This window comes from Pseudomonas sp. CNPSo 3701 (genome assembly GCF_028674975.1).
Lineage (GTDB): Bacteria > Pseudomonadota > Gammaproteobacteria > Pseudomonadales > Pseudomonadaceae > Aquipseudomonas > Aquipseudomonas straminea.
In genome coordinates this window covers 130248-143839 of the sequence record NZ_JAQZSI010000005.1, presented here as the reverse complement: position 1 = coordinate 143839, position 13592 = coordinate 130248, and the positions used below count along the sequence as shown (strand labels likewise).

Genomic DNA, 13592 nt, shown 5'->3' with positions numbered 1-13592 from the left:
TTATCCTTTTAAATTAGTTTGTCGAGGCCGTCTGAGTAATAGTGCTCTACATACTTCCAGTCATCATAGACTCTATAGTTTATTTCCTCTGGAAGAAGGAATTTTGTCTGTAGACTAAGTTTTAATTTGTCTACTTTCTGTACCCAGGTGTGGAAATATTTTAGCTGGTCTCCGGTAAGTTCATCACTTTTGACAGAAACGTGATGCTTGAATACGCTTTTGGCTATTTCGTTATATGAGACTTTTCCAGATCCTATAATGGTTCTTGTCCACTCGTAGTAAGCGTTCCAGAGTTCAGCGTAGGCATCTCTTGATACTACCACTAAATCAATGTCTGATTTTTCATTAAATTCTCTAAAGCCGTTGGCGGGGTTTAGGCTGAATCCGAATTTTGCACTTCCAAAAATTGCAATGTTTTTTACCGAAACGTTTAATTCCTGTGAGATTTTTATTTTGAACTCATGGTATTTTTCTAGTGGATCTTTGGGGAAGTTTTTTTTAAATATCCAAGTGTCTTCGGTTAGGAGGAAGTTGTTGTAGACATGATTCCCTCCATGAGATTTTAGAAGTGCAGTTAGCTGGTATTTATCCATGTATTCACTTTCTTTTTTAAGTTTTATTTGCTTTTGGTCGCTTTTGGCTATGAAAGCGAGTTAGTTTTTAAGGGTTTCATTGTGAAGCACTGTTGGCAGTGACGAATGGTTCAGCTCGTCAATGCTTTTTAGCTGCATCAAGTTATATATATATGCGTTTGACGCTGGCGACGCCGTATTTGGCGATTTCTTCGAAGAGGCCTTCGACGATAGCGGCGGGAGCGTTGTCGGCGTCGATGAGGACGGCGAGGTGCTTCTGGTGGGCGGCAGGCGCGTTCTTGCTGGCCATGGTTCTTCCTTGAAAGGCGATGGCCGACCTTACTGCGAAATACTGGCGGTGCGCCACCAGGTGTGGATGGCTTTTAGTCGCATGGGCGCGGTGGCTGCATGGGATGAGCAGCTATTTGTACTAAAACGCGCAACAAAGCATTGCGCGTTAGGCCGTATTTCGAACCTATCCGTCTCTCTATGATGGCTCGTACTTTTCCTTGCGAGGCCATGCCATGAAAGCTCTTCGTCTGTTGCGTCCTTTGTTGTTAGGCAGTGCCGTGCTGGCTGTGGCCGGTCAGGTGATGGCGGCTGAGCCGCTGCAGCTGGAGGTTTACAACCCGGGTGCGAAGTCGATTTTTCCGGTGTCGGCGCAGATCGTGTTCGGGCCTACCGAGGCTGTGCTGATCGATGCGCAATTCCAGCGTGACGATGCCCAGGCGCTGGTCGAGAAGGTGCGCGCCACCGGCAAGAAGTTGACCGCCGTGTATATCAGTCACAGCGACCCGGATTATTACTTCGGGCTGGATGTGATCCACCGCGCCTTCCCGGACGCGAAGATCGTCGCCACTGCCGAAACGGTGGCCGCCATCAAGGCGAGCAAGGACGGCAAGTTGGCCCACTGGGGGCCGATCATGGAGGGTAATGCGCCCGCGGCGCTGGTGGTGCCTGAGGCGCTGGAGACACCGAAGCTGACCGTGGATGGTCAGGTGCTGGAGATTCGTGGGCAGGAGCCGGCGCGTACTTTCGTGTGGATTCCATCGCTGAAGACCGTCGTCGGCGGCATCCCGGTGTCGGCGAATATCCATGTGTGGATGGCCGATACCCAGACCGTGCAATCGCGCCGCGACTGGCTGGCTACCCTGGCGGCCATCGATGCGCTGAAGCCGAGCCGCGTGGTGCCCGGTCACTACCTGGCCAACGCCGATGGCAGCCTGCCAGACTCACCGCAGACCGTCGCCGCCACTCGCGAGTACCTGCAGGCCTTCGAGGATGAGGCCGGCAAGGCCAAGGATTCGGCGCAGCTGATCGCCGCCATGCGCAAGCGCTACCCGAACCTGGCCGATGAGTCGTCCCTGGAGCTCAGTGCCCAGGTGATCAAGGGCGAGGTGAAGTGGCCGCAATAAGGCCGCAAAAGGCATCGCCCTGTCATCGCTGATGCCAGGGCGATGTTGTTACCGGTTACAACACCGGCAATCAGCTGTTAGGCCAATCCGAAAGGTGAATAGACCGCTCTGGAATAAGCTTTGGGCGGCAAAAAAGCGGCCATTCACAAGCCTGCAAGCAGCTTGTCCAAGGTTGTGCAGTGTTTCCCTCGGTTGCACCAGCATGGACGATGCTCTGCTCGGTCGCGGTGCGTCTGTAGCGGCGATTTGGCGTGATCGTGGCGCCTTTTCTATCGAAAGTGACGCATTGGGCCATGACACCTGCGGTTACATCGCCGTCAACCTCGACTTTCGTCTAGAAGTTTCAAACGGTCGTGCGAATGGCATAGCGCTTGCTCCTGCAGGCGGGCCAATCCTAAAACTCCTCAGGAGCACGTCCATGCCTCACACGTCTTTCAAGAAAGGTTTCTTGGCGCTCGCGATCACTGGCGCACTGGGTTTTTCCTCGCTGACTCACGCGGACATCACCATTGGTGTCGGCGCGCCGATGACCGGCGGCAACGCGGCGTTCGGTGACCAGCTGTGGCGCGGCGCCGAGCAGGCTGCGGCGGATATCAACGCGGCGGGCGGTATCAATGGCGAGAAGATCAAGCTGGTGAAGGGCGATGACGCCTGTGAGCCGAAGCAGGCTGTTTCTGTGGCCAACCGCATGGTCGATGCGGACAAGGTGGTGGCGGTGATCGGGCATTTCTGCTCGTCGTCGACCATGCCGGCGTCCGAGGTGTATGACGAGGCGGGCATTCTGGCGATTACCCCGGCGTCCACCAACCCGCAGGTTACCGAGCGCGGCCTGACCGCGATGTTCCGCATGTGCGGCCGTGACGACCAGCAAGGCATCGTGGCCGGCGATTACATCGTCGACGTGCTAAAGGCCAAGAAGGTCGCCGTGGTGCACGACAAGGACACCTACGGCCAGGGCCTGGCTGACGCCACCCGTGCGCAGCTCAACAAGCGCGGCGTGAAGGAAGTGATGTACGAAGGCCTGACCCGCGGCGAGAAGGACTTCAACGCCCTGGTCACCAAGATCCGCGCCAGCGGCGCCGAGGTGGTCTATTTCGGTGGTCTGCATGCCGAGGCCGGCCCGCTGGTTCGCCAGATGCGCGAGCAGGGCGTGACCGCCAAGTTCATCTCCGGCGACGGCATCGTCACCGACGAGATGGTCGGCACCGCCGGCGGCCCGCAATACGTCGATGGCGTGCTGATGACCTTTGGCGCCGACCCGCGCCTGATCCCGGACGGCAAGGCGGTGATCGAGAAATTCCGCGCCAATGGCTACGAGCCGGAAGGCTACACCCTGTACTCCTACGCCTCGATGCAGGTGGTGGCGGCCGCGTTTGGCGCCATCAAGGGTACCGACGGCGCCAAGGCGGCTGCCTGGCTGAAGGAGCATCCGGTGCAGACGGTGATGGGCAAGAAGGAGTTCGACGAGAAGGGCGACCTGAAAGTCTCCGACTACGTGATGTACCAGTGGGGCGCTGACGGCAAGTACAAGCAGCTTTAAGAGAAGGGGTTTCAAAGGGGCAGGGCGCGCGTGGGAGTGGCTTTAGCCACGAGTGGTTAAAGCTCGTGGCTAAAGCGGATCGCCGCCCGGCCCCTCCTACAAATGATTGCTCCATCTTCATTTGCCCTGCCTCTCGTGAACGAACCTCCAAACCCGGCGGGCCATGACCTGCCGGGGCTGCTGGGGTCGCCTGGCGACCTCGCGCTTCTTTCCGTCACGGACTCAGAGATTTTTCAATGGACGGTATCTTCCTGCAGCAACTGGTCAACGGCCTGACCCTAGGTTCGGTCTACGGTCTGATCGCCATCGGCTACACCATGGTTTACGGCATCATCGGCATGATCAACTTCGCCCACGGCGAGGTGTACATGGTCTCGGCTTACCTCGCCGCCATCGCCATCGCCGTTCTGGCCTTCTTCGGTGTGCATTCCTTTCCGCTGGTCATCCTCGGCACGCTGGTGTTCACCATCGTCGTCACCGGGGTGTACGGCTTCGCCATCGAGCGCATCGCCTATAAACCGCTGCGCAACTCCACGCGCCTGGCGCCGCTGATCAGTGCGATCGGCATGTCGCTGATCCTGCAGAACTATGTGCAGCTCAGCCAGGGTGCGCGGCAGCAGGGCATCCCGACCATGCTCGAAGGCGCGCTGCGCCTGCACGTGGGCGATGGCTACGTGATGATCACCTACACCAAGCTGTTCATCATCGCCGCGGCCATCATCGGCATGCTGGCGCTGACCTTCATCATCCAGAAGACCCGCCTGGGGCGCATGTGCCGCGCCACCCAGCAGGATCGCAAGATGGCGCAGATCCTCGGCATCAATACCGACCGGGTGATCTCCTACGTGTTCGTCATCGGCGCCTCCATGGGCGCGCTGGCCGGGGTGCTGATCACCCTGAACTACGGCACCTTCGATTTCTATGCCGGCTTCATCATCGGCATCAAGGCCTTCACCGCGGCGGTGCTCGGCGGCATCGGTTCGCTGCCCGGCGCGATGCTCGGCGGACTGATCCTCGGCGTGGCCGAGGCGCAGTTCTCCGGAATGGTCAATTCCGACTACAAGGACGTGTTCAGTTTTTCGCTCTTGGTGCTGATTCTGATCTTCCGTCCCCAGGGCCTGCTGGGCCGTCCTCAGGTAACCAAGGTGTGATGCCGTGAGTACGACTTCTATCGATGTGAAAAAGAGCCTGGTCGATGCGCTGATGGCCGGGTTGATCGCCCTGATCGTGTTCGGCCCGGTGGTGGGCGTGGTGCTCAAGGGTTACGACTTCACCCCGCAATTCGACCGCGTGGCCTGGATGGTCGGCGTGGTGATGGTGGGCCGCTTCGTGCTTAGCCTGTTCTTGCAAACCCCGAAAGGCCGTGTGGTGCTGGAGGGCTTCGAGCGCTCCGGTGGCGGCGTTGGCGTGCAGCCGCCGGGCTACGTGTCGCGCATGCGCTGGATCATTCCGGGGCTGATCCTGCTGGCGCTGATCTTCCCGTTCTTCGCCAACAAGTACCTGCTGACGGTGATCATCCTCGGCCTGATCTACGTGCTGCTCGGCCTCGGCCTGAACATCGTGGTCGGCCTGGCCGGGTTACTCGACCTGGGGTTCGTGGGCTTCTACGCCATCGGCGCCTACGGCCTGACCATGGGTTACGAATACCTGGGCCTGGGCTTCTGGAGCCTGCTGCCGCTGGCCGCGATCATGGCGGCCTTCGCCGGGATGATCCTGGGCTTTCCGGTACTGAGGATGCACGGCGACTACCTGGCCATCGTCACCCTGGGTTTCGGCGAGATCATCCGCCTGGTGCTGACCAACTGGTTGGAAGTCACCGGCGGCCCGAATGGCATGAGCGCGCCGTCGCCGACCTTCTTCGGCCTGGAGTTCGCCCGCCGTGCCAAGGATGGTGGCGTGCCGTACCACGAGTTCTTCGGTATCGCCTACAACCCCAACATGAAGTTCCTGTTCATCTACGCCGTGCTGGTGTTGGTGGTGCTGCTGGTGCTGTACGTCAAGCATCGCCTGACCCGCATGCCGGTCGGCCGCGCCTGGGAAGCGCTGCGCGAAGATGAAATCGCCTGCCGCTCCATGGGCCTGAACCACGTGCTGGTCAAGCTCTCGGCCTTCATGCTCGGCGCCTCCACGGCGGGCATCGCCGGGGTGTTCTTCGCCACCTACCAGGGCTTCGTCAACCCGACCTCGTTCACCTTCTTCGAGTCGGCGCTGATCCTCGCCATCGTGGTGCTCGGCGGCATGGGCTCGACCGTGGGCGTGGTGATCGCCGCGTTCGTGCTGACCATCGCCCCGGAGCTGCTGCGCAGCTTCGCCGACTACCGCGTGCTGCTGTTCGGCATGCTGATGGTACTGATGATGATCTGGCGACCACGCGGGCTGATTCGCATCAACCGCATCGGTATCGCCCCGCGTAAAGGAGTCGCGCCATGAGTGACAACATCCTCTCGGTCGACGGCCTGATGATGCACTTCGGCGGCATCAAGGCGCTCAGCGACGTCAATTTCTCGATCAAGCGCCATTCCATCTCCGCGCTGATCGGCCCCAACGGCGCCGGCAAGACCACGGTGTTCAACTGCCTGACCGGCTTCTACTCGGCCACTGGCGGCAAGATCATGCTCAACGCCCAGGGCCGGCAGACCGACGTCATCCAGATTCTCGGCGAGCCGTTCAAGGCTGACGATTTCGTGAAGCCGGCGCAGTTCGGCTCGCGGCTCTGGTACAAGATGTTCGGTGGTACCCACCTGGTGAACCGGGCAGGCCTGGCGCGCACCTTCCAGAACATTCGTCTGTTCAAGGAAATGACCGTGCTGGAAAACCTCCTGGTGGCCCAGCACATGCTCGCCGAGCGCAGCATGATCAAGGGCATTCTCAACACGCCCGGCTACCGGCGCGCCGAGAACAAGCTGTTGGACACCGCCTTCTACTGGCTGGAAGTGGTCGACCTGGTCGAGCAGGCCAACCACCTGGCCGGCGAGCTTTCCTACGGCCAGCAGCGCCGCCTGGAAATCGCCCGCGCCATGTGCACCGGCCCGGAGCTGATCTGCCTGGATGAACCCGCCGCCGGCCTCAACCCCTCGGAGACTCACGCGCTGAGCAAGATCATCCGCCTGCTGCGCGACGAGCACGGCATGACCGTGCTGCTGATCGAGCACGACATGGGCATGGTGATGAGCATCAGCGACCACATCATCGTCCTCGACCACGGGCTGGTCATCGCCCAGGGCGGCCCGGACGCCATCAAGAACGACCCGAAAGTGATCGCTGCCTACCTCGGCGCGGAAGAGGAGGAAGTGGCATGAGCGACGTGAATACGGCACCGCTGCTGGCGTTCAAGGACGTCGACGTGCATTACGGGCAGATTCAGGCGCTGAAGAAGGTCAACCTGCACATCAACCCCGGTGAAACGGTGAGCCTGATCGGCGCCAACGGCGCGGGCAAGTCCACGCTGCTGATGTCGATCTTCGGCCAGCCGCGGGCCAGCGGCGGACAGATTCTCTACCGCGGCGAGGACATCACCCGCAAGAGCACCCACTTCGTGGCGTCCAACGGCATCGCTCAGTCCCCGGAAGGGCGCCGGGTGTTCCCGGACATGAGTGTGGAGGAGAACCTGCTGATGGGCACCATCCCCATCGGCGCCAAGCATGCCGACGAGGACATGCAGCGCATGTTCGACCTGTTCCCGCGGCTCAAGGAGCGACGCAACCAGCGGGCGATGACCATGTCCGGCGGTGAGCAGCAGATGCTGGCCATCGCCCGGGCGTTGATGAGCCGCCCCAAGCTGCTGCTGCTCGACGAGCCGTCGTTGGGCCTGGCGCCCATCGTGGTCAAGCAGATCTTCGCCACTCTGCGTGAGCTGGCGCAGACCGGCATGACCATCTTTCTGGTCGAGCAGAACGCCAACCACGCGCTGCGCCTGAGTGATCGGGCCTACGTGATGGTCACCGGGGAAATCCGCATGACCGGCACCGGCCAGGAGCTGCTGGGCAATCAGGATGTGCGCAACGCCTACCTGGGCGGACACTAGGGCATGATGCGGCGGCCGCTGCAGGGCAATGCTCTGCAGCGGCCGTTGTGTTTCCGGTCGGCTTAACTGGCGCTGCCGCTGGCAGCCTGTGCGTAAGCGGCGAACCAGTGCTGCAGGCTCTCGATGGCGGTCATGATCGTTCTCCTTGCGATATGGGCTTAGCCTACGCCCCGTCTCATCATTCGGCTGCTTGCTTGTCTGGATCGTTTCGATAGTTTTTCTGGATGGCCGATGGATGGCTTATCTGGATGGTCGATACGAATCACTGCGGCCCGTTGCCTCAGGTCATGGGAAATGCTCGCCCGATAGGGCACCCTGCAGGCTGTGAACGTTTTCACTGCCAAGGAGACTCCCATGATTCGCAAGTTTGCCGTCGCCTCCGTGCTGGCTCTGCTCAGTACGCCGCTGTTGGCTGCCGAGTGCTCGGTGGAGGTGCATTCCACCGACCAGATGACCTTCGATACCAAGGAGATCAAGGTCAGCAAGAGCTGCAAGACCTTCACCATCGAACTCAAGCACGTCGGCAACCTGCCTAAGAACGTGATGGGCCACAACCTGGTAGTGGCCAAGACCGCCGACGTGCAGGCGATCAGCGCCGACGGCATCGGGGCTGGAGTCGACAAGGATTACCTGAAGCCCGACGATACCCGGGTGATCGCCCACACCAAATTGATCGGCGGTGGCGAGTCCGACTCGGTCACCTTCGATGTGAGCAAGCTGGACGCTGCCGACGCTTACCAGTTCTTCTGCTCCTTCCCCGGCCATGCCGCACTGATGAAGGGTGCGCTGACCCTGGTCGACTGATTCCCGCCTTCATCTCAAGGCCGCTGCCAGTCAGCGGTCTTTTTATTTGTGCATGAAAATCAGCGAGTTGTGCGGGTTACCCACAGGGCTTGTTGGTAAGCCTGTATCGATCATGTGCAAAAGGCCCTGAAGCGCTCTGGCGACGTGGCCTGCCGCGCATAGCGCTATTTTTGATCAGCGCTGATAACGCTTTGCAAACAAGGTGTTAGCTGAGCGAAGAACGCGGTTATCAACTTTTCCCCGGTTGCTGTGTACAGTGCTGTGGATAATGTGAGCATGTCCGGCTGCAGGCCTCTGGGTGTGAGGCTTACAGACGATTGATCGTTATTTGATCAGTCTTTCCGGGTGCGGAAAAACACTGTCGCGTCAACAATTACTTCAACGATTTCAGTGCGTTGAGCGCGACTTGTAGCAAGCTTTTCCACGGAAGGTGTGGAGCACGCTGTGGATAAGGTGCGCGCATTGTCTTCCAGGCCACGAGCCGTGGGCGCTGGCGCGACCTGGTTATTTTCTGCTCAGCGCGGTTCAGCGCTTGTCGCCGGCACTCAGGCCGCGCCAGCGCTTGGCGCCGATCAGGATGAAGCGCAGCTGCTCGATCATCTTGGTTTCCGGCCGGCGGTGGGCGGGTAGGGCAGTGGCCTCTGGGTCGATCAGCTCGGGCAGGGTAGCGAACACGGTTTTCACCACCAGGTCCGCCAGCATGCTGCGCGCCGCCTCGTCGAGGTGCTGCAGCTTGGGCATCAGGCTCAGGTCACTGGTCAGGTCGGCGGCGATATCATCGCGAAAGGTTGCCAGGGCCTGGCGCACCGGCAGCGAGCCACCGTACTGCTCGCGAGCGAGAAACAGGAACTGGCCGCGGTGCTGCTCTACTGCACGCAGGAAAATCTGTACCGAAGCATCGATGATGCCGCCCAGCTCGAACTCGTTGCGACGTACCTGGCGCAGGGTGGTGCGGAAGGTTTCGCCGACTTCGGCCACCAGAGCCAGGCCCAGGGTGTCCATGTCCTTGAAGTGACGATAGAAACCGGTGGGCACGATACCGGCGGCCCGCGCCACTTCACGTAGGCTCAGGCTGCTGAAGGCCCGGCCGCTGTCCAGCAGCTCACGCGCGGCGTCCATCAGCGCCTGGCGGGTGGGGTGGTGGGACTGGCGTGCTGGCATGAATCACGTCCTTGTCGGTGTCGATGCCCCATCCTAAACAAAAAACCCCGCCAAGGGGCGGGGTTCGGGTATCGCAGGCTAACGGCTCAGTAGCGGTTTTTCAGGCCGTAGCTCTCGTCGAGCATGCCCGGTACGTCGCCGGTCTTGGGTGCATAGTCCTTGGGGATTTCCATGTCGCGCGGCGGCGTCAGGCGTTCGCGCTTTTCGCTGCTCGGCTCGGCGTGCAGGGTGGCGAGCAGGCGCTGGCGAGTCACTTCGTCGAGCGCCAGGCGGTCGGCACCATGAGACAGGTGCTCCTGAACGTCGTGATAGCTCTGGGTCAGTTTCTTGACCAGATTGGCGGTGGTGTTGAAGTGGGTGACCACTTCGTTTTGATAGGCCTCGAAACGTTCCTGCATCTCGTCCAGCTGGCGCTGCGTGCGGCCGGGGGCGGCATTGGGCGCGAGACGGGCGATCAGGAAACCGATGGCGATGCCAGCGACCAGGGTAAGTGCCGGTAGCAACCAGGCGGTGAGCGTCTGTTCCACGAGTCCTTCCTCTCTAAACGGCTTTGCTTTACGTTAACGGCTGGAACCTGCGCTGTACACCGCTAAGTGCGTGTAGGCGAAGGTGTTTTAAGGTGTTGACCCGGCAACGCGCAGACGCGGTGCGGGTACATCGTTCGACGAGTCGACCCGATTGAAGGTCACGGAGTTCACTGTTGCTGATCCGCGAAACCCCCACGATGATCGACGGCCCCAGCGGCCAGCTGGAAGCCCTTTGCCTGGAAGTTACTGACGCGCGCGGCGTCGCGCTGATCTGCCACCCCAACCCGGTACAGGGCGGCACCATGCTCAACAAGGTGGTGTCGACCCTGCAGCGCACCGCCCGCGATGCCGGCTATCACACCCTGCGTTTCAACTACCGCGGCGTGGGCGCCAGTACCGGCAGTCACGACATGGGCACCGGTGAAGTCGACGACGCCGAAGCCATCGCCAACTGGCTGCGCGAGCGCTACCCGGATCTGCCGATCACCCTGATGGGCTTTTCCTTCGGCGGCTTCGTAGCTGCCGCCCTGGGCGGTCGCCTGGAACAACAGGGCGTCGAGCCGGCGAAGCTGTTCATGATCGCCCCGGCCGTTACCCGCCTGACCGCCGAAACACCGCCGGCCGAGCGCTGCCCGTTGGTGGTGATTCAGCCGGACGCCGATGAGGTGATCGAGCCGCAGCGCGTCTACGACTGGTCTGCCAACCTCGGGCGTGCCCACGAACTGCTGAAAGTGGCAGAATGCGGCCACTTTTTTCACGGCAAGCTGACCGATCTCAAGGATCTGCTGCTGCCTCGCCTCTGATCTGCCGCGTGCCACTGCGGCAGGGCATATCCCCAAGATGGTCCACGTAAAGCGAACCTGAACATGACCACTCGTATTCTCACCGGTATCACCACCACCGGCACGCCGCACCTGGGCAACTATGCCGGCGCGATTCGCCCAGCCATCGTCGCCAGCCGCCGCGCCGACATGGATTCCTTCTACTTCCTGGCCGACTACCACGCGCTGATCAAGTGCGATGACCCGGCACGTATCCAGCGCTCGCGCCTGGAGATCGCCGCCACCTGGCTGGCGCTGGGCCTGGACACCGACAAGGCGACCTTCTATCGCCAGTCCGACATCCCGGAAATCCCCGAGCTGTGCTGGCTGCTGACCTGCGTGGCCGGCAAGGGCCTGCTCAACCGCGCCCACGCCTACAAGGCCTCGGTGGACAAGAACGTGGAAGCCGGTGAAGACCCGGACGCCGGCGTGACCATGGGCCTATTCAGCTACCCGGTGCTGATGGCTGCGGACATCCTGATGTTCAACGCCCAGAAAGTGCCGGTTGGCCGCGACCAGATTCAGCATGTGGAAATGGCCCGCGATATCGGCCAGCGCTTCAACCACCTGTTCGGTCAGGGCAAGGACCTGTTCAAGCTGCCCGAAGTGGTGATCGAGGAAGACGTCGCCACCCTGCCGGGTCTCGACGGTCGCAAGATGTCGAAGAGCTACGACAACACCATCCCGCTGTTCGGCAGCTCCAAGCAGCTCAAGGACGCCGTGGCGCGCATCGTCACCGACTCCCGCCAGCCGGGCGAGGCGAAGGATCCGGACAACTCGCACCTGTTCACCATCTACCAGGCCTTTGCCGCGCCGACCCAGCAGGCAGATTTCCGCGCCGCGCTGCTCGGCGGTCTGGCCTGGGGCGAAGCCAAGCAGGCGCTCTATGAACTGCTGGAAGCCGAACTGGGCGAGGCGCGCGAGCGCTACCACGCCCTGATCGCCCGCCCGGCCGATCTGGAAGACATCCTGCTGGCCGGCGCCGCCAAGGCGCGCAAGATCGCCACGCCGTTCCTCGGTGAGCTGCGCGAAGCGGTGGGCCTGCGCTCGTTCCGCGAGCAGGTGCAGGTAGCCGCCGATACCAGGAAGAAGGCTGCCAAGCGCGCCCGCTTCGTCAGCTTCCGCGACGAGGACGGCAGCTTCCGTTTCCGCCTGCTCGATGCCGACGGCGAGCAGCTGCTGCTGTCGCCAGCCTTCGCCGACGGCAAGGCAGCCGGGCAGGCGAGCAAGCGCCTGCAAAGCGGCGAGCCGCTGGACATCCGCGTCCAGGGCGAGGTCTTTGGCGTGTGGCTGGACGACCAACTGGTCGGCGAAAGCCCGGCCTTCGCCGACACCGCGGCTCTCGAGGCTGCCATCGCCCGGCTGCGTGACGCACTGGCGCCGGAAGAAGCCTGAGACCATTGGCGCGCGCCGCGGTCTGAGCCTGCGCGCCGGCGGATGTCGAATCCGCCCGGCGCCTGCGCTGCCCTGGGGGCGAGGCTAAAACCTCGCCAGCCATAGGGCCTATTTGCCAATCCCCGGGGGCGTCGTTAAAGTGTCGCCCCCGCTTCACTTGCCCGGTTTTCGCACTATGACTCCGCTCGAACGCTACCAGGCCGACCTCAAACGTCCGGACTTCTTTCACGATGCTGCCCAGGAAAAGGCCGTGCGCCACCTGCAGCGCCTGTATGACGAGTTGATCGCCGACGAGCGCAACAAGCCCGGCGTGCTCGGCAAGCTGTTCGGCAAGAAATCCGTCACCCCGGTCAAGGGCCTGTATTTCTGGGGCGGCGTCGGCCGTGGCAAGACCTACCTGGTCGACACCTTCTTCGATGCCCTGCCGTTCAAGGAAAAGGAACGCACGCACTTTCACCGCTTCATGAAGCGTGTGCACGAGGAAATGCGTTCGCTCAAGGACGTCAAGAACCCGCTGACGGTGATCGGCAAGCGCTTCTCCGAGCAGTTCCGGGTGATCTGCTTCGACGAGTTCTTCGTCTCCGACATCACCGACGCGATGATCCTGGCGACCCTGCTCGAAGAGCTGTTCAAGAACGGCGTGACCCTGGTGGCCACCTCCAACATCGTGCCCGACGGCCTCTACAAGGATGGCCTGCAGCGCGCGCGCTTCCTGCCGGCGATCGAGCTCTTGAAGGTGCACACCGAGATCGTCAACGTCGACAGCGGCATCGACTACCGCCTGCGAGCGCTGGAGCAGGCCGAACTGTTCCACTTTCCGCTTGGGGACGCGGCCGAGCAGAGCCTGGAAAAGAGCTTCAAGAGCCTGCTGCACGAGAACACCACCGTGCAGGAAAACGAATCGCTGATGATCGAGAACCGTGCCATCGTCGCGCGCAAGGTCGGCGGTGACGTGGGCTGGTTCGATTTCCGCGAGCTGTGCGACGGCCCGCGCAGCCAGAACGATTACATCGAGCTGGGCAAGATCTTCCACTCGGTGATTCTCGCCAATGTCGAGCAGATGAGCGTGGCCAAGGAAGACATGGCGCGGCGCTTCATCAACCTGGTGGACGAGTTCTACGACCGCAACGTCAAGCTGATCATCTCCGCCGAAGTGGAGCTCAAGGATCTGTACACCGGCGGGCGCCTGAGCTTCGAGTTCCAGCGTACCCTGAGCCGCTTGCTGGAAATGCAGTCCCACGAGTTCCTTTCGCGCCCGCACAAGCCCTGACCGGTACGCCGCGACGGCAAAGGCCGCATGCCCGCTTCCAGGCCGGAAGCACGGCGTGCGGCC

13 protein-coding genes and 1 pseudogene are annotated in these 13592 nt (G+C 61.5%); 10 read left to right on the top strand and 4 right to left on the bottom strand.

All coding sequences use genetic code 11. The features are described from left to right. Positions 1-8: 8 nt before the first annotated feature. Positions 9-593, bottom strand: coding sequence for a hypothetical protein (locus PVA39_RS17285; protein WP_274125113.1), 585 nt, complete (start codon positions 591-593; stop codon positions 9-11). Positions 594-741: 148 nt separating this feature from the next. Next, a pseudogene (locus tag PVA39_RS17280) lies at positions 742-882 on the bottom strand (NYN domain-containing protein); the annotation flags it as partial. A gap of 214 nt (positions 883-1096) precedes the next feature. Between PVA39_RS17280 and PVA39_RS17275 the strand changes: the two are divergent. The 7 genes from PVA39_RS17275 (at position 1097) to azu (ending at position 8355) form a co-directional block, all read left to right on the top strand. Beyond that, complete coding sequence (locus PVA39_RS17275; RefSeq protein WP_274125112.1) at positions 1097-1987, top strand: MBL fold metallo-hydrolase; 891 nt, start codon at positions 1097-1099, stop codon at positions 1985-1987. A 418-nt stretch (positions 1988-2405) separates the two neighbouring features. After that, on the top strand, positions 2406-3527 hold the full coding sequence (locus PVA39_RS17270; RefSeq protein ID WP_192294582.1) for a branched-chain amino acid ABC transporter substrate-binding protein: 1122 nt from the start codon (positions 2406-2408) through the stop codon (positions 3525-3527). A 236-nt stretch (positions 3528-3763) separates the two neighbouring features. Beyond that, positions 3764-4678 carry an ABC transporter permease subunit gene (locus PVA39_RS17265; RefSeq protein WP_070887221.1) on the top strand — a complete coding sequence of 305 codons (915 nt, stop codon included), beginning with the start codon at positions 3764-3766 and terminating at the stop codon, positions 4676-4678. Between the two features lie 4 nt (positions 4679-4682). Next, positions 4683-5957, top strand: a complete 1275-nt coding sequence (gene livM, locus PVA39_RS17260; protein WP_274125111.1) for a high-affinity branched-chain amino acid ABC transporter permease LivM — start codon at positions 4683-4685, stop codon at positions 5955-5957. Then, on the top strand, positions 5954-6826 hold the full coding sequence (locus PVA39_RS17255; protein ID WP_093505343.1) for an ABC transporter ATP-binding protein: 873 nt from the start codon (positions 5954-5956) through the stop codon (positions 6824-6826). Before livM ends, PVA39_RS17255 begins: the two co-directional genes overlap by 4 nt. Then, positions 6823-7551 carry an ABC transporter ATP-binding protein gene (locus PVA39_RS17250; protein WP_013789879.1) on the top strand — a complete coding sequence of 243 codons (729 nt, stop codon included), beginning with the start codon at positions 6823-6825 and terminating at the stop codon, positions 7549-7551. The genes PVA39_RS17255 and PVA39_RS17250 overlap by 4 nt, the downstream gene beginning before the upstream one ends. A 354-nt stretch (positions 7552-7905) precedes the next feature. Further along, the gene (azu, locus tag PVA39_RS17245) at positions 7906-8355 is read left to right on the top strand and encodes an azurin (protein ID WP_274125110.1); all 450 of its coding nucleotides are present in this window, start codon (positions 7906-7908) and stop codon (positions 8353-8355) included. Positions 8356-8880: 525 nt separating this feature from the next. Here the strand turns inward: azu and PVA39_RS17240 are convergent. Beyond that, a complete protein-coding gene (locus PVA39_RS17240) occupies positions 8881-9516 on the bottom strand; it encodes a TetR family transcriptional regulator (protein ID WP_093505339.1) in 636 nt (211 codons plus the stop codon). A gap of 86 nt (positions 9517-9602) precedes the next feature. Continuing rightward, positions 9603-10043, bottom strand: a complete 441-nt coding sequence (locus PVA39_RS17235) for a YhcB family protein (RefSeq protein ID WP_147176898.1) — start codon at positions 10041-10043, stop codon at positions 9603-9605. Positions 10044-10216: 173 nt separating this feature from the next. Between PVA39_RS17235 and PVA39_RS17230 the strand changes: the two genes are divergently transcribed. The 3 genes from PVA39_RS17230 to zapE all read left to right on the top strand — a co-directional run bounded on the left by PVA39_RS17230 (position 10217) and on the right by zapE (position 13529). Beyond that, the gene (locus tag PVA39_RS17230) at positions 10217-10846 is read left to right on the top strand and encodes an alpha/beta hydrolase (protein WP_274125109.1); all 630 of its coding nucleotides are present in this window, start codon (positions 10217-10219) and stop codon (positions 10844-10846) included. Positions 10847-10909: 63 nt separating this feature from the next. Beyond that, on the top strand, positions 10910-12259 hold the full coding sequence (locus PVA39_RS17225) for a tryptophan--tRNA ligase (protein ID WP_274125108.1): 1350 nt from the start codon (positions 10910-10912) through the stop codon (positions 12257-12259). A 175-nt stretch (positions 12260-12434) separates the two neighbouring features. Then, a complete protein-coding gene (zapE, locus tag PVA39_RS17220; RefSeq protein WP_274125107.1) occupies positions 12435-13529 on the top strand; it encodes a cell division protein ZapE in 1095 nt (364 codons plus the stop codon). Positions 13530-13592 lie beyond the last annotated feature (63 nt).